Below are 21,215 nucleotides of genomic sequence, written 5' to 3' on the forward strand. Positions count from 1 at the left end.
ATATGTCCTTTTAACTTATTTTAAAAGGGACATAGACCATTACCAACTAGTTGAAATTATTTCCTTCCAATTGACTTTAGGGAGAATCAAATGCTTCTCTTTCTTATAAATAACTTTACCTGCAGCTCCCTTTACTCCTTTAAGATTTTCTACTTGAGTAAAAATAACAGGTATTTGATCTGCACTAAATTCACTATAATCGGCCAATATTGATGCTACGACACTGTATTTATCGAAATCGAAGCCTTCTAAGTTTTTGGCAATAACATGAGCACTTTTATCTCCATCAAGATGAAACCAAATATCGCCTTTAGTTGACCATTTACTACGGATATAATCGTTTCCTTTTGTATTTAGGCCAACTGCAATAGAAATATTATTCCATCTAAAAACTGAGTGATCATCTGACTTATTAACTTCAGTACTCTTTTGAGCTACCTTTTTCCAAACAGGCACATTTATTTTTTCTTTAACAAATACGACTTTCTTAGACTCGATTTCTTTAATGACATCCGCAAGACGCTTCTCTAGAAACTCTTCACCCTTTCTAAGCTTCTTTATCTTTGAAAAAAGTACATTTTTCTTTTGATAATAATTAAGGCCGTAATCAAATTTTGCTTTAAGACTCTTGTATTTAAAGACGTGCTCACTTAAATCCAATTCGTCATTGATTAGTTTTTTTTCTAATTCATGTCTGACCTGGCAATTTTCTAAATCTTTTTCAATAAACTTCTTCTTTCGCATTAACTTCTTATTATAAGTCGTCTCAGCTTTTTTATTAAATACTTCAGCTTCATCTAACATGAGTTTGTTCTCATTGATGTCTTTCTTATCTAATTGTTTACGTCCAAGTTCGTTGAAAATATCAAAGTAGTCTTCAAATTCAAATAATTGCTTCTTATTCGATTGCCATGGAGAGAAATGCAATCTTTTCCCTTCATTGAGATATACATAAGAGAAAAATAGCTGACGTCCTTTCCAAAATAGCAAGAGGTTACTCTTGTCATAAAACTTAAAGTTTAAACATTTATCTTTCGTATCGACTTCAATTTCACTCAAACGTGCGTTTCTAATATTTGATCTTAAAAACTCTAAGAATTGATCCCTCGTTATTCTATATTCAGAAGGTATACTTGCAATTGAATCCCAAATTCCACAGTGCTCTCCACCTCTTCCCAGTGTGATACAAAGATTCTTACCTCTGAGTCTCAACTGTAATAGAACAAGCTTTCCAGAAGAAAAGATTTTTTGAATTTTTGGGTTTGTCGACACCCCATTTTCAAATAATTGCGCATTAATTTTATCGACATTTCGCCCTAGCTCTGAGAAATTTAAATTCATGAATAATCCAACAATTTTGTCACAAACACTGAGTAATATTGACTGGAGCAAGATTGCTTCTGAAATTATCACCCATGCAAGGTTTCAAGTTAATAAGAATATTATAGAACATAAACCAAAGATATTCGAATCTGAACAACTAGATGAACATTTTTATGACTTAAATGAGATTATTAAGAAAATTGATGAAACAGGTAATCTTGGTGATTTCTTCTTTAGCAATTTGAGAGATAGTGACGAGAACCACAATGCCTTAAATTATATTGCAAAAGGTGGCGTTGCAACATTAGATCAGCTAAATTTCTTAGCTAATACAATCGAGAACCTTTTTTCAACTAAACGTGTATTAAACTTTGGTAATTACCGAGTTTTTTTAGATGAATTAGTTAATAAAACACAGAGACTTAAGCAAAAATTCATTAATCCATTTCGTAAGTTTGTGGATGCTGATGGAAGTGTTCACTTAGAAAAACACCCTATTATTGCGCCATTGATACAAGAGCAAATAAGCTTAGAGAGAAGAATCCGTGAGACGATTAACTTTATTTTAAAAGATGAGGATATATCAAAGCGCTTGCAAATGGACACCTTTGACATTATCAATGAAAGATTTGTTATTCCTATCAGAAGTGATTCTTACCGAAGTGACTTAGGAAGTATTGTAGCAAGATCCTCAACAGGAAATACCCTCTTTGTTGAGCCGGTTGCAACAAGAAAAATGTCTAATGAATTAATTGAGATCAATTCAAAAATTGATTACGCAATTTCTCAAATTTGCAAAGGTTATTGTGATCTGATCAATAACGATCTCACGACAATGCGAGATGTTTATTCGTTCTTTATCGATCTAGACTATACATATACATTAGCTAGTTATTCACATACTAAGGATTTCTGTTACCCAGAAGTTAGCCAAGATGGTGCAACTAACCTAGTAGACTTCTATCATCCCCTTATTGAAAACTGTGTTCGAAATACGATCGAAGTCGAAAATAAGATGAGAGGAATTATCATCTCTGGGCCAAATACGGGAGGGAAGACAGTTTCCATTAAAAGTATTGTTATTGCGCACTTATTTTTAAAGCTTGGATTATTTATTCCTGCACAAAAAGCTAAATTACAATACAAAAGCGATGTTTTCTACTTCGATAGTGACTATCAAGACTTAGAGATGGGACTCAGTTCATTTGCCGGAGAAGTTCAAGTTATTTTATCAATGCTTGAGAATATTCAAAATGATTCACTAATTGCAGCGGATGAAATTTTTAATTCGACATCATCTGATGAAGCATCCTCTCTTGCCTACTCAATCATTAACTATGTCACTAAAGAGCTAGGATGTGATGTTTTAATTTCAACCCACCACCAGCTGTTAAAGACGAAAATACAAGAAAGTAAGGAGTTTATCTCGGCCCATGTGGGTTATGACTTTGATAACAATACACCTACTTACAAGCTAATTATTGGAACTCCTGGTTCATCGATGGCGCTAGAAATTTTTAATCGTCTAAGCAAGAAGCATAATATACCTGAGTTTATATTAGATGATGCAAAAAAGATGCTTGATACAAAATATGTAACCTATGAAAGACTTTTACAAGACCTGTCAAAGAAACAAGAAAGAATCGATAAGACACTTAAAGAAAATATACAACTTAACCACGAACTCAAGAATCAAAAGAAATCTCAAGAAGGTATTCTCTTTTTAGAGAAACAAAGGGCCTTTGATCAATATGAGAAAGAGATTAAAAAGATTATCAAAGGGCTTAATGATGTCAAATCCAAAAGTCTAAGTAATGAAATCTCTTCACTAAATAAACAATATGAAAGGCTCAAGCCAAGTAAAATTGAAAAGCCAAAAGAAGAAAGACAAGTTGCCACAGAGATAAAAGTTGGATCACGTTATTTTTGTGATCGCCTAAACTCGACTTGTGTAGTCTTTGAGATCAAGGGGAAGAATTGTGTTGTCGAAGTAAATGGTAAAAAGATTTCTGTACCAAAGGCATCACTCTTTGATCAACAAGGTATTAATAATAAGAAGCCTCAAAAGACCAAAAATGTTGAAATTAATGTATTTAAAACGATCAACTACACTACCGAAGTTAATTGTCGTGGAATGCGCTTAAGTGAATTTCAGCAAAAGGTTTTCTCTTGTATAGACGATCTTAGAATGGGTCATATTCCATATTTAATTATTGTCCACGGACATGGAGATGGAACCTTAAAGAAATGGCTTAGAAATGAACTTAGAAGGCAGCGCGATTTAAGTTGGTCACCGGATGAAGGAAATGACGGGGCAACACGTATTGATCTTACTCAATCGTCTTAAAAATACGTTCCGACTTAATATTCATCTGACCGGTATAACTATCTTGCATCATTGAAAACCAGACGAAAAATGCACGGCCTCTGATATTTTCGAATGGGACAAAGCCCCACGCTCTCGAATCCGAAGAGTTATCACGATTATCACCCATAACAAAGTAGTGTCCTTCTGGAATTTTTGTCAGTGGATAATTAAGTTTATAGATATTATCCATATCTTTTTTTACAACAAACTTTTTGTCCTGCATTGTAGTTTCAAGATAATCGTAATTATCATTATATTTAGTTGCTATGAGCTTTTCCGCTATTTCCTTACCGTTAATGTAGATCTTCTTATTCTTAATCTCTATACTTTCACCAGGTAAGCCAATAACTCGCTTGATATAATTAATTTTTGGATCATTCGGATATTTAAAAACAATTATATCACCACGTTTCACATCATTTGTTCTAAATATGTATAAAGGGTTTGAGTTAATACCACCTAAAGCAATATCAGAGAAAGGAAGTTTGAAACCATAACTAAATTTTTCGACAAGTATAAAATCACCTATCTCCAATGTTGGAATCATTGATCCAGAAGGAATTCTATAAGGCTCATAGAAAGAAGATCTGAAAGTGAGAAGAAATAGAATAATTAAAAATGAATCACGGCACATCCTAAGAAAGCTTTTCTTACGACTTGCTATTTTCTCTTCTAATATATCACTCACTTAATTCCTCGGTAGTATTTTGAAATAATCTCTTGTGCTAACTTTGTTGATTTAACATACCATTTTTCGTAGTTGATAATCATAATACACACAGAGATACCCTTATCGTCTAAATTCTTTTTAGGTTTAGCATAAGAAGTAAACCAATCTCTTTTACCAAATGGAAAACCACCTGTAATTGAACCTGTTTTCCCACCGATCTCAAGTTTATTAGAAATTCTTCGGCTCATATACCTTCTAAATGTTCTTCTTGCTGTACCTCGCTTAATCGTCCCTTGCATTAACTCAGAAAGCTCTTTTGCTGTCTCAGCTCCTATTACTTGCTCTTTTCGAACTTCATTTTCCCAAACAGTTTGATTTTGTTCATCAACAAGGTTGGTTGCTAGGCGCGGGTATTGAAGAACTCCCCCATTGGCCACAACGCTTGATAAAACTGCACAGTGAACAGGAGAGATTTGTGTTCGTTTATTAAAACCTGAAGCGATCTCGGCCATCGCATAGTCTGTCTGCGGTATTTCAAAAGTAGACTTAGCTAAATCAATTTCTTCCATTAAGCTATCGTTAAAACCAAGTCTTTTGGCCATATCCTCAAGCTCTTCTGGAGTTGTATTATTAATCGCGGCCTTTCCAAAGATAACATTATTAGAATAGGCAAAAGCCCTATCAAATGAAGTCGTTCTCTGCCAACGAGATTTCTTATTTTTTAACTGATACTTGTAAAGTGTCGTTCCACGTCCACGGTACTTGAATTTGTCGTGGATATCAAAGTCTTCATTATTAATTAAATCAGCACTTGTTACAATTTTAAATACACTTGCAGCAGGATGTGTTCCAGTAAATGGAAGAAGGTAATCAAAAACCTTCCCTTGACGTGTAAATCCAATACTAACAAGAAGGTTACCATTATTATTATCCATAACAACGACAGCTGCCTTATCTGGACGATAGTAACGAAGACGCTTCCTTACAAAGCTTTCTAATTTAGGATCTGTTGAATAATTAACTTTATAGGATTTTGAATTATGCGAAATCGTTTGCTTGAATGGAGTTTTAGGATCTAAAAGCTGGCTCGAAAGGTAGTGCCTCAATTGTTGATTATCGATGACACTTGCCTTTGGCTTAACTTCTATTTTCTTTTGCTCGTCTTTTCCTACTAAAAAATAACCTATTAACGCGAGCGGAGCTAAAATTAATAAATACTTATATAAAAACCTATACTTGAACACCTTTATAGCCCTTACCAATCACAAAGAACTCCTTACTTACCGAACGAGTAGATTTCGGCTTAAGGAAGTGGAATTCTTTAAAAATACTTCTTTGTGATTTTAGAAAGACTTGGGCCTCATGGCCATCAAATACTTTAATAACGAAGTTTCCATCCTTTCTTAAGAAGACATCTAAATGTGCAAAAACTTGTTCAATTAAATTTAAACTTCTCAGTTGATCAACAGAGCGAACACCGGTTGTATTAGGGGCCATATCAGAAATAACGACATCAAATTTTCGATCGAACTCAAGCTCTTCGACAGTCGTTACATCGAAAATAGACTTCTCGAATAACCTTACGTTCTTAACTCCTAAAAGTTTCTTATTGACTGGTTTAATATCAATACCAACTGCAAAGCCCTCGGGGCCTATCTTCTTGCTTGTATACTGCATCCAAGAACCAGGATAATAGCCGAGATCGAGTACGTTATTACCCTTCTCGATAACCTTGTACTTCTTATCAATCTCTTCTAACTTGTAAATAGAGCGGGCCAAGAAGTTCTCTTTTTTGGCCTTATTGTAATAATAATCTTTAACTTTAAACGTCATTAACTAAACCTTATATGTAATATTAGACTAACATTATTCAAAAAACTGAAAAAGTCGATTTTTGTAAGTACACGACATTTTTCTTACATCTGAGCGTGAAAAAAAAATTTCTTTTGTGAAAAAACTTATTGACTCAGGTTTTTTACTAACATTATTAACAGAGTTATCCACACTTGACCATAATGCTTGGTTATTTTTCATTAAATTAACTTTTACTAATGAAATGCCTTATTTTCAACACTTTACCATGCATGTTGCGATGTGATGACAGGTTTTGACAGGTTGCAAGTAAACTTACCAACAAAAAATACCAACTTATCCACATATGCACATTTCAAAGTGCTTTTAAAGCTTGTCAATAATATTTTTCGAATAAATGAAGTAAGATTTTGGGGGATAGATTTCCCTTGTGCTCAAAGCACAATAATAGTTATTTCAATAAGGTAGAAGAGGATTACTCGGAAGTAACCATAAATTCTAATTCATCACTACTTGCCAAAATAGCGCCGTACTCTTCTCCGTCATCATATGTAAATGAACTAGCAATCAGCTTGATACTACTATCAGCTGGATCGACAAATACAAATGGATGGGAAGTGATTGCGTCTTTGCGCATTTTGTAGGAATCAGAAAACTCTTCAAACAATTGTCTTGTTATATGAGACTTAAACAGATGAAACTCCCTTTCATCGTTAACGTTAATTTAATTATAGTTTAAATCTCATATAAATAAATAAATTTAAGTCCTAGGATTTTAGTCAATTGCTCCAATTGTTCTAAGTAGGATCTTCACTCGGCCCTCAAAGTGCGAGTCTAGTAGACAAATAATAATATAGACCGCATAGATCATATTTCTAGAGCTTCTAAGGCCTCTAATCTTTTGAAAGATCACTTCGATAAGCAGGACACTAAAGAAAGCTAAGAGCCATAATATTGAGAAGTCCTGAAAGGTTCTTGAGCTAAATAACAGATCAATTAGAAGTAAGCACAGAATAGAGATCGCGACCTTAATTGAAGAGTCATGTGAGATATTTAGAATCTTATGCTTCTCACTGCGAGTTTGAGCAAGAATTTTATATATAAAAATAAATAGGCCAAAGAATGACAGTACAAAGAACGACTTGCGTGAGACTAGCCTTGATATTTCTGAAGAAATAATATTTACACTTTCAATCATCTCGATCGAGATCGTACTAGTAGATAAAAAGAAAAGAGATATTGATAAGAAAACTCCAAGTAGCGTGTACTTAAAAAATTGTCTCTTATACCAAGCTGTTTCCTCTTTAAAGAAGACGAAATGGATTAATAGTAGCTGGACTACGAGCAGGATAATATTGGATTTATCAAGAACTGTCCCCCACGCACCTAAAAGGCCAATAAAAAGCCCTGAGCGGTACGTAGAACTCTTTGTCGACCAAAGAGTAGACCATACCCATACCACTGAAAAAGTCGTTAAAAGGGTAAAACCGTAATTATTAGCTAATATCTTTGAAAATGACCATGAGGAAACTAACGCAAAGACACCTAAAAGTGACAATCTTCTTGAAACAAAATTTCGAAGAAGCGCATAGAACGTCATTAGAAATAACGACATCGTCACATAGTAGAAGTGAATCGACCACGAAAGGTTTAAGAGCTTTGGATACTTACTAAATGGAATATAGTTAATTGATATAAAATTCCAGAATGCTCCAGACACTCTTTCACTTGGATCAAAAAATAGTCTTAAAGAACTAGTCGAAAACAAGTTCGGTAACTGTGGCAACGAAGTAAAGAACATGACGACAGTTAAGAAGAGTACCGTTTTTTCAAATTTATCAAGGTAGCGATATTCATGAAAGTTTGTAGATACAGACTCTTTAATGATCTTTCCTCTTGTAGGCCAAGAGTAAAACAGCCCCATTACAATCCACGTCACCCAAAAAATATTATAACTCCACTTATGTGGAAGTAAGCTTAAAAGGTTGAAGTATATCGCCATGAAGAACATTCCCATGAAGAGTCGATACACGACTCTGTCGATTGACGAATTTACTTTAAAGTAGATCTTTAATCGGTGATCAATTTCTTTTCCAAGTAGAAACCACTGGGAAACAATAAACATTGAGAAGAAGATCATTGCGATAATTTGCCAAATCGGCGCTAGATTAACTTCCTTTTGTAGATAAATTGGCAATAACAAGAATGTAAAATATGTAACTAGTCGAAATAACAAGAATTTTGTCTTTTCAATGTAAATATCCGACTTTTTCTCTAAAGTTTTCACCATAATACCCGATAAATTTAGTACAAAATCCCAATCCCAAAAAAATTACTTTCTCGAAAAGTACCCGCCCAAAAGGCGGGTTTTTTATTTTCAGGGATTTACCTATTATAGCGCCTAAAACATCAAATGACGAAGGTGCCTTGCCTAGAAAATTATTCCACTAATGATGCGACGGAAAAAAAACCTCAAGTGTGATAAAATCTGAGTTGGAGACAAGTGTGAAAAGGATTTTCACATTTAAAATCAGGAGGATTTTTGTCGATAGCAATGGGCTCCATTAACACAGGACTTCCTAAGGATATTGTTCAGCAAATTATGAAGGCTGAACGTATTCCAATCCAAAATATGGAAGTACGTAAGGGTAAGGTCGCTGACAAGAAAGCTCTTGTTCAAGAACTTACGTCCCTTGTTGAAGGAATGCGTGGAACCCTCCTCCAAAACGGTAGTGCTAGATCACTTAGAGAACTGAGTGTCATTGGTAATGATGATATCGTTGGAATTACAGCAGACAAAAACGTTGCAGAACCCGCAACATACCAATTTGAAGTAAAACAACTTGCACAAAAGTCGTCGGCCATGACAAGTGGCTTTGCCGATCCTGAAGAGAGTTATATCGGTGTAGGTTTTATCCAATACTCACTACCAAACGGTGATACGAAAGAAATATATATCGACGCAGATAATGCATCTCTAAAATCAGTCGCCAAGTTAATTAACAGAGACGAAGAATCAGGACTAAGGGCCAGTGTCATCAACGATGGCTCGGAATCAGATACGCCGTGGCGCCTTATCCTCTCGCTTAAAGATACAGGCGATATTAATAAAGCAGATTTTCCAAACTTCTACTTCGTCGATGGTGAACAAGACTTTTATATAGAGTTTGAAAGAGAGGCCCAAGATGCAGTTGTTGCACTTGATGGCTTTGAAATTGAATTGCCAGAGAATAAAGCTGCAGAGCTAATTCCGGGTGTAACACTAGATCTAAAAAAAGCAAAGCCAGGTGATGAATTCACAATCAATATCAGTGAAGATGCTGGGAAAATTGGAGAAAAAGTAAAGTCACTAATTGATCAAATAAATGGTGTCTTCACTTTTATTAAGCAACAAAACACAATGGATGAAACAACGGATACATCAAGAACACTTGGTGGGGATATCCTCCTACAGTCCATTGAATCAAGATTAAGAAATGCCATATTTAAAGATATTCCACTAAAAGATGGTAGCACTTCTCGTATCGGAGAACTGGGTATTCAGTTTACAAGAGAAGGTTTACTTGAGTTTGATCAAAAGAAATTTCAAACAGTGATGGAAAAAGATTATGACCATATCGCTGAAGTATTAACTGGTCGATATGAAGACGGCACAAAAACTAATGGGTTCATCGACAATCTTAAAGAGACAGTTGGACAACTTCTTCAGTTTCCAAACGGACTACTCTCTTCAAGAAAGAGATCACTAGAAAATAATATCGAAACAATTGATAGAAGGATTGCTCAAAGAGAGAACATGCTTCAACAAAAGGAAAAAAACTTAAAAGATAAATTTTCACGCTTAGAAGGAACCATGTCTAGGATTCGCTCTCAAGGTGCAGGCCTTGGCGGACCTCAGCCAATGGGATAATTAAGGAGAAGTAAATGAGTTACGGTTTAGGAGCCTACAAACAAACATCTGTAAAAACAGCAAGTAAAGAACAAATCTTACTTATGCTTTATCAAGCTGCAATTAAGAACTGTAAAAGATCAATTGAAGCTATTGAAAAGAAAGATATTGCAGGAAAAGGACAATATATTGGGAAGCTTCAAGATATTATTATAGAGCTTAATAGCAGTCTAGATTTTGAAGTTGGTGGTGATGTAGCAAAAGAGCTTTCTTCATTATATGACTTTATGCTTTTTTCAAGTACACAAGCAAATATCAAGATTGATAAAGAGCCCCTAAAAGGAGTTTTAGAGGTACTAACGACTCTTTATGAAGGGTGGCAAGAGGCTGTTAAACAACTAAGAGTTGAGCAGAAGGCCAAATAATGGCAAATGTGGAGATCTTTGACAAGATCACGAGACATCTTGACCTCATGGGACTTCTTGTTAACTCAACGAAGTCCATGATTAACTCATGTCATAATGGCCGTTATGACCTAGTCGAACATATTTCAGAAAATAGAGAAAGGTTGATTAATATCATTCGCCTACTCCAGGATGAAATAGAAAGTGAGCTGCAAAATAATAAAGCTATTTATCCACAAGAAGATATGGAAATCTTCAAAGCATGGATTGGTGATGTTACAGAACTAGTTCAAGAAAACCAAAGACTCGATAAAGAGTGTTTAAACCTCTTGGCCCAAGCAAAAGAGTCAACTACTAAAGAGATCTCAACAGTATTCAAAAAGCGTCAACAGTTCCAGGGATACAACCTGAACAATGTAAAGAACAGGTAATACTAGACCAGTTTGCCCCCTTAATCAAAACTATAGTATAATATGGTGGAGCTCTAGGATAGAGCTTCACTTATACAAAAGACCATTGGGCCTTAGGACGAGGAAAATATGGAATTAATAAAAGAATCAGCACAAGCAATTCCTGCGAAATCACTTTCTTTTTTAGATATTCATTCTTATGAGATTAAACAATCGCGTAGTAATTTGAAAGTACCCGTTATTAACGGAGTACATCTTCATTCGAACTACCATCCAGCAAAAGAAGCTAAAAAGTTAATCGCCAACATTGAGCATCAGCTTAAAGAAAATAAGAATTTATTAATATTAGGTTTAGGTTTTGCCTACCATGTTTATGAAGCCTGTAAACTTCTAGAAACGTACCATGGACAAGATTACAAAGTTATTGTGATTGAACCAAATGAACAAACGTATGCAGAATGTATTAAAAACAACCTTTTCCCGAATAAGAATATTGAAGTCTATGCTACAGATAATATCGCTAGCATTTATAAAGAAAAGAATGTCGCTTCATTCCTATCGCAGAAGCCGACAATTCTAACACATGCTCCGTCTTTTTCACTCTACAATACTTTTTACAAAGCATTTTTAGATTTTGAAGCAAGTAGCAAAATCAGTGACTGTATTGAGCACATCAAGTCGAGTGAATTAAAATCTCTTTTATATAATGCTGATCAAGACAAAAGCATTGATCAACATATTGAAAGTGCCATTTATCAAACAAACCAATTTAAAAATAAAAATGATTTTTTACTCCTAGCATTTGATGCAGTTATCAAGCAAGGATAAGAGGAATAGATGAAAGATATACTTATTATCAATTTCAAAAGACATGGTGACATTTTTCAAATGGGAAGACTTATTTCTTCTATCAAGAATAACAATCCTGATGCCAACATCACTGTTTTAATTAATAAAGAATTTGAAAAATCAGCGCAACTTCTTAACGGTGTAAAGAACATTATCACTTTAGATAGAAAGAAGATTGTAAGTTACAAGAAAAATAAAATCTATTCGAACGGCTTTGCTCTTGATGAATTTGGCAAAACAATTAAAGAGATTAATAAAAGCTGGAATTTAGTAATTAACTACTCTAATGACCGAATTTCAACAAGTCTTGCATCATACCTAAACAAAGAATTCAAAGGTATTCAGTTTGATTTAAATTGTAATGTTAAATACTCAAATGAATGGGCCGTCGTTTTCAACGATATTTTAACGCAACAAAAATATGCACCACTTAATTTTAATGACTGTTATCACAAGATGGTGGGTATTGAAGAAAATAATTCATTCAACGCTTTACATGTATCAAATGAATACAACAAAGTTTGTCACCAAAATTTCTTAAAGATGAGAAAAGCTGAAGGAAAAATTGATCCAAAACTAATTGCAGTACAATTAACAGCTTCAAACATCAATAAAATGATTGAAAGACAAGAGCTAATAAACTTAATAAATAAACTAAATCATAAAGAAGACACAATTCCAATTTTAGTTATTGCACCAAGTTCTGAAGAAAGATCATATGCTAACAAGATCAATTCAGAACTAGAGCAAAAGGCCGTTACAATTGAAGCACAATTCAGTGCACTACCTTCAGTACTAATTAATTGTGACCTTTTAATTACACCAGATACAGCAATTAAACATATGGCCGACATCTTAGATGTTCCAACAATAGAGCTTTCAATGGGACCTTCTCCATTTCTAAAGCAAGGATCGACAAATCAAGAAAGCATCATAATCACTCCAAGAGTGAAGGATCGAGACTTTGCCTATGGACCAAGTGCACATACAGAAAAGCAAGTTAGAAATAATGAGATCATAAAAGCAGATGATATTGTTTATGTATTAGATAAATATTTTCTAAACAAAGATGTTCATAATTTAGAAAATACTGATATTTCAATCTATCAAATTAGACATGATGAGCTAGGTGGATTCTATAAGAATATAGAAGGCCGTATGGATACAGAAATCGAACTTGAAAGATATCTTTCAAGAGACTTCTTATATCGAAAGATAGAAAGAAAACATCTATCAGGACACGGTATTGTAGAAAGTGATTTAAATTTCACATCAAGCTGGCTAGAGCAAGCACAAGGAGAGCTAATAAACTCTTCGAGACATGTATTAGCGGCAATTAAAGCAACACTCGCTAAAGACACAGCGAAACTACAACAAAAACTAACAGAAATAACTTCATATATGGGGCACACATCAGATTACTGTGCACTACCATTCTTATTTTATAGAGCAAAAATTAATAATATCGAAAACCCGACACTACCTGAAGTAGAGCATATTTTAATCGCCTTAAAAAATGACTTACAAATACAGTTTGAACAAATCAAAGAAGTTTCAAATCTAATCAGAGAAAGTCGCAGTAGATTACGTAAAGAATCTACAAAGGAATTATTAAATGAATCAAGATCGTAACACTTTAAAGGCAGAATTCTTTAAAGAACTTGAAAGAATACAAGAGAAACAAGTTAAAAGAGAAAACTTGAGTGAAGATGATATGTCTTTTTTATATCTATGCTCTATTTTAGAAGAGGAATAGGAGAATTCTATGAACGCCTTAAAAAATGAAGCAGATACAAAGAAGACAATTGCCATCATCCAAACAACAAGAATCGGTGACCTTCTTCAAACATCTCATGCGGTAAAATTACTTAGAGAAAATCATCCCGAGTATAGAATTATCTTAGTAGCTCGCAAGAAATTTGCCTCTCCAATTATGTTCCTACTAGAGAAAGTCTTTGACGAAGTCATTTCAATAGAACATAAAACGGCAATGATTGGTGCTGATAATGTTAGAGAGGCACTATCAAACCTAAAAAAACAACTAAAACAAATTAATGATCAAAACATTGAAGTTTCGATAAATCTCGCATTCTCAAAGTCTGCGACCTATCTTCATTCATTAATAGACTCAAAAAACAAAGTCGGTCCTCATTTCAATGAACTACATGAAAGAGTCATTACAGACAGATGGTCACAATATCTTTACTCTACTGTTATGAGAGGAGACTTAAATCCTTACAACTTAGTAGATCTATTTTCTTCAATTATTGGTACTACAAAGAAACTTACCCACTTAAGTAATAAAGATTTTTCGAAAGAAAAGAAAACTAATTTATTAATTCATCCATTTGCTTCAAATGAAAAGAAGATGTGGAAAGCAAATCGTTGGGTAGAGGTAATTTATCAAACACTTAAAAAGAATGACCAAGTAAAAGTTTATATTTGTGGCGCCAACCAAGATCAAGAATCGTCAGATGAAATAATAAATTCAGAACTTATTAGACCTTTTAAAGATAGAATTGAAGCTTGGATTGGGCTAGACCTTAAAGAGTTATATTCTAAAGTTGATAATTCTTTTCTATTTGTTGGGCACGACTCAATGATTGGTAACCTATTAAGTTTCAAAAACATAAAAACATTAACGATTTCACTGGGAACAGTTAGACCCCATGAAACAACCCCTTATGCATTAGACAACTATAATCTAGCTCCAAAAACAGAGTGTGCACCATGCTTTCCTAAAGATGAGTGTAAAGATTATAAGTGTCATAACGACGTTCCGTACAACATCACACATCAATGTATTGGTCAGTTGTTAAATAATAATAGAATCGATATTGAAGAGCTCAACAACTCATGTTCTTCTCTCTCCCTTAGCAGGGTAAAACTATATCAATCAGACATGCTTGATAATGGTGACTTAATCATTAATGAATTATTACATAAGGAACAAGATGCAAAAGAAGTTATGCGAAATTTCTATCACATTGCGTGGACTAGCATTTTTACTGAAGTTAACACTAGCATGGATATCCCTTCTTTTAATCTTCAAGCTAAAGCACAATTAAGTACACATATTAAGGGAATCGAAACTCTATATGAGCTTTCCGAGTTTGGAAAGAAGTACTCAAGATATATTATCGAAGAGATTAGTAAGAATACCCCTAGTTTAGAAGAAATTAAAAAGTTCTCTGCAAAGCTAGATGAAATTGATCGCTTAAGTGATCTTGTAGCGACTTCTTATCCCCTACTATCTCCAGTAATTGATTTTGCAAAAGTTGCTAAGAATAATCTACAAGGAAGCAATCTCGTAAATTTATCAGAGGCTGCATTCTACACATACAATGAGACTTCACTCATGTGCAGTGTCCTCTACGAGTTCTTCGAAAAATGCTCACTAATAAATAAGGCCAAGCAAGAGGCAAGGGAAAATATATGATCACATTAGAATTAGGAAACGATAGCTTTTCTTTGGATGGAAATTCAATTTCCCTAAGACAGGCCATCACAGCAATTGAAACAGATGGTATTTCTACAAATGAATCAATCACAGGTGTAGTCATTGAAGACAAGACATTTCCGATTAATGAAGTTGGTGAACTACTAGACTATACACTTGAAGAGTTGGGATACCCAAGCCTTCAGATTAAAAATTCTTACGAATTAGCATTCGAAGCGCTCGAAGATTGTAATCGTTATATTAACGAGTTAATTGATAAAATCTTAATTACAACGGATGAGTTCAATAAGGGTAATATCGATCAGGCCAATCTCTTTTTTGCCGATTTAATTGAGCTACTGGACCTCTACGTTCATTTAATCACAAGGATTCACGCAACTGCAAGAAAAGCTAATAAAGAATATTTTGCAGATAAAGAAGTTATTAAGAATCTAGAAATTCACCTATTTTCAGTCATAAAAGCACTAATACCAGCGCGTGAAAACAATGATATTGTGATGCTTTCTGACTTGCTAGAGTATGAACTAATAGATAATCTTAAACAGTGGAAAATCAAAGCAATACCACTCATTCAAGAGTCGAAAATAAATTATTAAATATCTATACTGACAAGGCTGTCTTGGAGTCCAACTTTCAAGACAGCAACTTTAAGACGACTTCAAAAAAAAATTCCCAATTACAAATTACAAAATTTAACGACACAGAAATTGAGCTAAAACTAAATAGTAAGAAATTCGTTCTATTCAACTCACATGATTTTATACTCGATAACCTTATTAGTTCCAAAGAGCTTATTTCAAAAATTGATAAAGAATATCAATTCAAAAAGAAAGATAATATTCGTTCATTTCTTAAATATCTGACTACAGCAGAAGGCTTAAACGGATTTAGTTCGACACAGATATTGATTCATCAAAAAGGCACAACGAATATCTATTCAATCACGTATAAAAATGATGAATATTATGAAACCTATCAAGAACCTACCTTTTTCAATACTCTCTTTGCAAAGGTAAGAAAGAGTAAAAATAAATCCTTTGATCAAAAGGAATTATTAAATAAAGACATTCAACTTGATGGACACTTCTTGGCCAAAGAGCTTTCTTTTCGTGATTATAACTTAATTATACTTTTATCACGTAACGATCTATTTCCTATTGCAGATACAGATCGATCTATCTTTAATGATTTAATTATCAAATCTATTCCGAAGTTATTTAATATTATTACAATTGAGAGCAGCAGGCAGTCTAAATTAGAAAGTGACCGAATCTTAACCAATTTTCCTATCGACTCATTTAATATCACAGAAGAAAATGTTGAGATTAATCGACTTGGTATTGAAGCCCATCAACAAGATACAAGCTCTCTCCACCATGAAAGAATCTTACTCATGGGTGAACTATTAAACACGTTGAGACACGAGCTTAGTAACCCTCTTTTTGGTATTGATCTGTCACATAATTTACTTATTGATCAAACTAATGACTTTGATATCAAGGATACGCTCTCACATATTTCAAATAGTGTGAAACGATCACAAGCTATTATTCAAGAGTTTTCAAATCTCTACAAAGATGACGAAGAGTTTACTTCAATTTCGCTAAAGAACTTAATTTCAGAAACTATAGTTTTAACTAAATCTGAATCACGCTCACACAAAGTAAATTTCAACATGGAAAATGATATAGAAATCATGTCGAATGGAACACTTTTAAGCCAAGTAATATTTAATCTACTTATTAACAGCTCTCAGGCCCTAAGTGAGAATAAAGTAGAAAATTCAAAAATAGACATTCTCGTTAGCGAATCAGATCAAAATATTATTATCGATATAAAAGATAATGGCCCAGGGGTTCCTGACTCTTTAAAGAACAATATTTTTAATCCATTCTTTACAACAAAGGAGACAGGGACAGGACTCGGCCTTGCCATTTGCAAAAACCTAACAAAGAAAATTAATAGTGATATATCACTAATTAATAGCAATAAAGGGGCACACTTTCAAATTAGTGTCCCTAAGGTACACAATGAAAATTCTAGTCGTTGAAGATGAACTATTAATTCAAAAAACTATTGTAACATTACTAAAGCGAAAAGGTGTAGAAGTAATGTCTACAGCAAGTGGGAAAGAAGCAATCGAACTCATCAAAACAAATAATTATGATAGAATTATTTGCGATTTAATGCTTCAAGATATCACTGGTTTTGATATAATAGAAGAATCCAAAACAAAGTATAATGAAGCTGAAATATCAAACATTTTCTACATAATCACAGCTTATAGCTCCGAACAAATTGTAGAGCGTGCTTCACTATATGGATGTAAGGTTATTCAAAAACCTTTTGATGATATCAATAACTTTATAAATGAAGTTACAGTCGAGGAATAAATGGCAGCAGCAAATAAAGTAGCAATTATCTTAAAGCCAAAAGTAGTTTCAGAATTTACTACTGTTTTACCAAATCTAACGAACTGGCTTAAGAGAAGAAAAGTTGATGTATTCTTCGAAAAATCACAAGAGGCAAGAATCTTAAAAATCTTTAAGAACTGTAAATCTGAAGATTTTAACTTTATTAATAGAGACGAGATTTCTAGCAAATGCAAAATCCTCATTACTCTTGGTGGTGATGGTACTCTTATTGGAGCAGCAAGAACTAAAGATATAAAAAAGTTAAATATCTTTGGTATTAACATGGGTAACCTAGGTTTTATTGCAGAATTTGCCAAACACGACTTCTACGATGGCCTTGAGATGGCCCTTAAAGGAAAGCTTAAAACACGTAAAGTTCAGATGTACCAAGCAGAGATTACAAGACCTGGACAAAAGAAAATAAAATTAAATTTTTTAAATGATGCCGTGATTACTAAATCTGGTATTTCCCGAATGTTTAATCTAGAACTAGAAGCAAATGGTGAGAGTATTTACAACTTAGCTGGTGATGGTCTCATCGTCAGTACGCCAATTGGATCAACAGCATACTCTTTAGCAGCAAATGGACCAATTTTACACCCTAGCGTTAAGGGAGTTGTCCTAACACCAATTTGCCCACATGCCCTCACACACAGGCCAATGGTACTCCCAGATAATGAAACATTGAGTATTATAATTCCACGCGGACAAGAAGATATCTACTTAACAATTGATGGGCAAAAAGAATTTAAACTAGAACCAAAAGATGAAATTCTAATTAAAAAGTCTAGAAGTAGTCATGTAAATTTTTACATTAATGAAGAAAGAAACTACTTTAGAACATTAAAAGAGAAATTTAAATACGGGCGTCGCTAATTTAAATCAAGTTCCTTAAATTGATAGTTTTCATTAATCAGCAAGTACTTATTTGAAACAGGAACATAGCCACAATTATAATATGAAAAGTTATCAGATTTAAACTCATCTTGAAAATGACTGTGTCCACATATAATAACATCGACATTATATTCACTTGAAGCAATCTTAGCACTCTTTCGAAATTTATCTCGAATACTTCCATTAAGCTGTGTTTGGCCATACCTTTTCTCATTACGCTGTCGACTTTTATGAGATAGGTAATCCCCTATTACTTTCACAATTTTATAATTAAAAACATATTTAGAAATAAGGGCCAGAGGATAACTTCTAATAAATCCACGCCAAACCTGATAACTAAAATTTTCAATTTCAATTTCATCACCATGACAAAAGAGAACTTTTTGATTATTTATTATTTCAACGAATGGTTTGGTCTTTACAATAATTCCATTATCCATAAGTAAATCTTCAATATGAAAATCATGATTACCTTGGATATAGTAGATTGGTATTCCACGGGCCGTAATTTCTTTTATGCGATTAAAGAACCAATCATATTGTTCTTCGTATTCTTGGTAACTCCCAACCATTAAATCAAAGATGTCTCCAAGAAGGTAAATACGATCATTTTCATTAAAGTTAATAGCGAGAAATTTTTTAAGGTATTCAGAATTTTTTTGATCCCATTTCACATGGATATCAGATATCACATAACTGCTCATAGAATTATCATATCGGAATCGCAAAGATAATCAAAGAAGATCTTTCATTAGTTTGTCACAACCACTTTGTAACTTCTTAACATGCTTACGATATTCTGGATTATTTTCAATGGCCACGGCTATCCGATAGGCTCCATATGGAAATCTCGATATCTGATAAGGTTTTATCTTCTTCTTGTTTACAACATTTCCTTTTACATGAATTTTTTCATTTGCAAAAACAACTTCAAAATTTAAAACCTCATTCTTACTACTAAAGAGCTGTTCATATTGAGAAGCTCCTAAAACAAATGAAACGCCTCCTTCACTGATATCAAAAATCTCATATCTTATATTTTGAAAACAGCTATACAGTGGGATGAGTGGTTCGAATCGCTCGTATTCTCTTCTCTCTAATCGTTTTTCTTTTATTGGATATGAAATTTCGAGACTATTACCGTGAGAAGCATTTAACTCACTAATAAAGATTAACTGTAAGTCTGGAATATAGAGTTTGAGAAGTCCTGGTCCGCGAACGAAGTGGGCCAAGCTATCTCTTAATCCATCTTCTATTGTTAGGAAGATCTGTTTAGCAAAGGCATTAAGACTTTTAATTTTCACTGGAAGCCTAACAATATTTCGATCAATAACGTCCCAGATAATGACTTCACTGCCCTCTTTGATGGACTCAATAATATCTTGTTCAAACTTCTTCGTGCTCATCTTCTTCTCAATTTCTAAATGAAAAACTCCTTATTTAAAATACGGTCTCGCTTCTCTCCTGCGCGAGACCGTTTTAATTATTTAAGAAAGGAGTGGGGGAGTGTCCCCCATTTTTATTAACCTACTAATCTAAGGGCAGATGAATTGATATTATTAGCTTGCGCTAATGATGCAATCCCTGCTTGCTTAGCAATATTAGAAGAAGCAAGTTGCGATGACTCATAGGCCACATCTGCATCTTCAATAACTGATCTAGAAGCATCTAGGTTTGTCGCCTGAATCTCTAGGTTGTTCACAGAAGACTGGAGTCTTGACTGAACAGCACCAAGATTTGCTCTTTGCTCAGAGAGGCTTGAAATCGCCTCATCGACATTCTCCATCGATGATCTAGCATCATCTTTAGAGGCAACACTTAGGCCTGAAATATTAAGTGCTGACGTCGTTGCATTAGTTTGTGATGGGTCATATTGAATTTGTCCATCTTCACCTGCAAAAGTACCAACTTGAATATCCATCTCTGATCCAGATCCATTAAGTAATGAGATCGAACCAAATTTCGTCGACTCTGCAATACGGTCAACTTCTTTAGTTAACTGTTGATATTCTTTATCTAGAAAGCCACGCTCAGTATCGCCAATCGTATCCGATGCGGCCTGTACTGATAGTTCTCGTAATCTTACTAAAATATTACCTGTTTCATTCATGGCCCCCTCTGCGGTTTGCACCATCGAAATACCATCATTTGCGTTTCGAGAAGCCTGACGTAAACCCTTGACCTGTGCTTCCATATTCTTAGCAATCGCTAAACCGGCAGCATCGTCAGCGGACTTATTAATCCTCTTACCACTCGATAATTTCTCCAAAGCTTCCCCTGAAGCTTTCCCTGTCTGTTTAATGTTTTTCTGCACCATCTGTGCAGCTGTATTAGTTGCAATACGTAAACCCATTTTTTTCTCCTTTCCTCACGTCCTACTAAAAATAGCTTTCAGACAAAATTAGTGTTCACAAATACCTGTTCGTTACACTCGGTTAAATACTTTAGTAAATCTCTCAAATAATTGGAAAAAAGTGAGAAAATTGATGTAAATTCAAGAAGTTAAGTATTGAGGTATCAATAATAAGTACTTAAAAAGAGGATGGAAATCGACATTATTTTTTGCCACTAATAAATGATTAAGATCATATATTGAAATGGATTTTATGAGTACAATAAGGACTGAGCGATTCTCTCTCCTGAGTTTCTGCTCTTTCAAGATTCTAGTGGGCCACGTGAAAGCGTGGCCTTACTAAAAAAGGGCCTCTTGCGAGACCCC

21 protein-coding genes are annotated in these 21,215 nt (G+C 34.0%); 12 read left to right on the top strand and 9 right to left on the bottom strand.

Annotated features, from left to right (window positions below):
• Positions 1–39 precede the first annotated feature (39 nt).
• Positions 40–1,341 (bottom strand): hypothetical protein, encoded by a 1,302-nt coding sequence (locus tag ABMA76_RS11370; RefSeq protein ID WP_392911013.1) that lies wholly within the window; start codon positions 1,339–1,341, stop codon positions 40–42.
• Between ABMA76_RS11370 and ABMA76_RS11375 the strand changes: the two genes are divergently transcribed.
• Positions 1,340–3,670 (top strand): Smr/MutS family protein, encoded by a 2,331-nt coding sequence (locus ABMA76_RS11375; RefSeq protein ID WP_392911011.1) that lies wholly within the window; start codon positions 1,340–1,342, stop codon positions 3,668–3,670. The two genes, ABMA76_RS11370 and ABMA76_RS11375, sit on opposite strands and share 2 nt — an antisense overlap.
• Here the strand turns inward: ABMA76_RS11375 and lepB are convergent.
• The 5 genes from lepB to ABMA76_RS11400 all read right to left on the bottom strand — a co-directional run bounded on the left by lepB (position 3,654) and on the right by ABMA76_RS11400 (position 8,370).
• The gene (lepB, locus tag ABMA76_RS11380; protein WP_392911009.1) at positions 3,654–4,379 is read right to left on the bottom strand and encodes a signal peptidase I; all 726 of its coding nucleotides are present in this window, start codon (positions 4,377–4,379) and stop codon (positions 3,654–3,656) included. The genes ABMA76_RS11375 and lepB overlap by 17 nt on opposite strands.
• Positions 4,376–5,467: a penicillin-binding transpeptidase domain-containing protein gene (locus ABMA76_RS11385; RefSeq protein ID WP_393061630.1), complete on the bottom strand. Its 1,092-nt coding sequence runs from the start codon at positions 5,465–5,467 to the stop codon at positions 4,376–4,378. The genes lepB and ABMA76_RS11385 overlap by 4 nt, the downstream gene beginning before the upstream one ends.
• 124 nt (positions 5,468–5,591) lie before the next feature.
• Entirely contained in the window at positions 5,592–6,194 is a 603-nt protein-coding gene (locus ABMA76_RS11390) for an RlmE family RNA methyltransferase (protein ID WP_021267437.1), read from the bottom strand.
• A 454-nt stretch (positions 6,195–6,648) separates the two neighbouring features.
• Positions 6,649–6,810 carry a hypothetical protein gene (locus tag ABMA76_RS11395; RefSeq protein WP_392911005.1) on the bottom strand — a complete coding sequence of 54 codons (162 nt, stop codon included), beginning with the start codon at positions 6,808–6,810 and terminating at the stop codon, positions 6,649–6,651.
• Positions 6,811–6,948: 138 nt separating this feature from the next.
• Positions 6,949–8,370: a hypothetical protein gene (locus ABMA76_RS11400; protein ID WP_392911003.1), complete on the bottom strand. Its 1,422-nt coding sequence runs from the start codon at positions 8,368–8,370 to the stop codon at positions 6,949–6,951.
• Positions 8,371–8,715: 345 nt separating this feature from the next.
• Between ABMA76_RS11400 and fliD the strand changes: the two genes are divergently transcribed.
• The 11 genes from fliD to ABMA76_RS11455 all read left to right on the top strand — a co-directional run bounded on the left by fliD (position 8,716) and on the right by ABMA76_RS11455 (position 18,475).
• The gene (fliD, locus tag ABMA76_RS11405) at positions 8,716–10,083 is read left to right on the top strand and encodes a flagellar filament capping protein FliD (protein WP_392911001.1); all 1,368 of its coding nucleotides are present in this window, start codon (positions 8,716–8,718) and stop codon (positions 10,081–10,083) included.
• Between the two features lie 14 nt (positions 10,084–10,097).
• The gene (gene fliS / locus ABMA76_RS11410) at positions 10,098–10,487 is read left to right on the top strand and encodes a flagellar export chaperone FliS (protein ID WP_392861197.1); all 390 of its coding nucleotides are present in this window, start codon (positions 10,098–10,100) and stop codon (positions 10,485–10,487) included.
• Positions 10,487–10,897 (top strand): hypothetical protein, encoded by a 411-nt coding sequence (locus ABMA76_RS11415; RefSeq protein ID WP_393061632.1) that lies wholly within the window; start codon positions 10,487–10,489, stop codon positions 10,895–10,897. The genes fliS and ABMA76_RS11415 overlap by 1 nt, the downstream gene beginning before the upstream one ends.
• A 108-nt stretch (positions 10,898–11,005) precedes the next feature.
• On the top strand, positions 11,006–11,704 hold the full coding sequence (locus ABMA76_RS11420; protein ID WP_392910996.1) for a hypothetical protein: 699 nt from the start codon (positions 11,006–11,008) through the stop codon (positions 11,702–11,704).
• A 9-nt stretch (positions 11,705–11,713) separates the two neighbouring features.
• A complete protein-coding gene (locus ABMA76_RS11425) occupies positions 11,714–13,357 on the top strand; it encodes a glycosyltransferase family 9 protein (RefSeq protein WP_392910994.1) in 1,644 nt (547 codons plus the stop codon).
• Positions 13,341–13,481, top strand: coding sequence for a hypothetical protein (locus tag ABMA76_RS11430; RefSeq protein WP_392910992.1), 141 nt, complete (start codon positions 13,341–13,343; stop codon positions 13,479–13,481). Before ABMA76_RS11425 ends, ABMA76_RS11430 begins: the two co-directional genes overlap by 17 nt.
• 9 nt (positions 13,482–13,490) lie before the next feature.
• Positions 13,491–15,164, top strand: coding sequence for a glycosyltransferase family 9 protein (locus ABMA76_RS11435; protein ID WP_393061634.1), 1,674 nt, complete (start codon positions 13,491–13,493; stop codon positions 15,162–15,164).
• Positions 15,161–15,781: a hypothetical protein gene (locus ABMA76_RS11440; RefSeq protein WP_392910988.1), complete on the top strand. Its 621-nt coding sequence runs from the start codon at positions 15,161–15,163 to the stop codon at positions 15,779–15,781. The genes ABMA76_RS11435 and ABMA76_RS11440 overlap by 4 nt, the downstream gene beginning before the upstream one ends.
• Positions 15,730–17,235, top strand: coding sequence for a sensor histidine kinase (locus ABMA76_RS11445; RefSeq protein ID WP_392910986.1), 1,506 nt, complete (start codon positions 15,730–15,732; stop codon positions 17,233–17,235). The genes ABMA76_RS11440 and ABMA76_RS11445 overlap by 52 nt, the downstream gene beginning before the upstream one ends.
• Positions 17,216–17,578 (top strand): response regulator, encoded by a 363-nt coding sequence (locus tag ABMA76_RS11450; protein WP_392910984.1) that lies wholly within the window; start codon positions 17,216–17,218, stop codon positions 17,576–17,578. The genes ABMA76_RS11445 and ABMA76_RS11450 overlap by 20 nt, the downstream gene beginning before the upstream one ends.
• Positions 17,579–18,475 carry an NAD(+)/NADH kinase gene (locus ABMA76_RS11455; protein ID WP_392910982.1) on the top strand — a complete coding sequence of 299 codons (897 nt, stop codon included), beginning with the start codon at positions 17,579–17,581 and terminating at the stop codon, positions 18,473–18,475.
• Here the strand turns inward: ABMA76_RS11455 and ABMA76_RS11460 are convergent.
• The 3 genes from ABMA76_RS11460 to ABMA76_RS11470 all read right to left on the bottom strand — a co-directional run bounded on the left by ABMA76_RS11460 (position 18,472) and on the right by ABMA76_RS11470 (position 20,849).
• Complete coding sequence (locus ABMA76_RS11460; RefSeq protein WP_392910980.1) at positions 18,472–19,200, bottom strand: UDP-2,3-diacylglucosamine diphosphatase; 729 nt, start codon at positions 19,198–19,200, stop codon at positions 18,472–18,474. The two genes, ABMA76_RS11455 and ABMA76_RS11460, sit on opposite strands and share 4 nt — an antisense overlap.
• A gap of 30 nt (positions 19,201–19,230) precedes the next feature.
• On the bottom strand, positions 19,231–19,902 hold the full coding sequence (locus ABMA76_RS11465) for a hypothetical protein (RefSeq protein ID WP_392910978.1): 672 nt from the start codon (positions 19,900–19,902) through the stop codon (positions 19,231–19,233).
• A 116-nt stretch (positions 19,903–20,018) separates the two neighbouring features.
• Positions 20,019–20,849 (bottom strand): flagellin, encoded by an 831-nt coding sequence (locus ABMA76_RS11470; protein WP_392910976.1) that lies wholly within the window; start codon positions 20,847–20,849, stop codon positions 20,019–20,021.
• Positions 20,850–21,215 lie beyond the last annotated feature (366 nt).

This window comes from Halobacteriovorax sp. ZH5_bin.2, assembly GCF_043196375.1.
Classification (GTDB): Bacteria; Bdellovibrionota; Bacteriovoracia; order Bacteriovoracales; family Bacteriovoracaceae; genus Halobacteriovorax_A.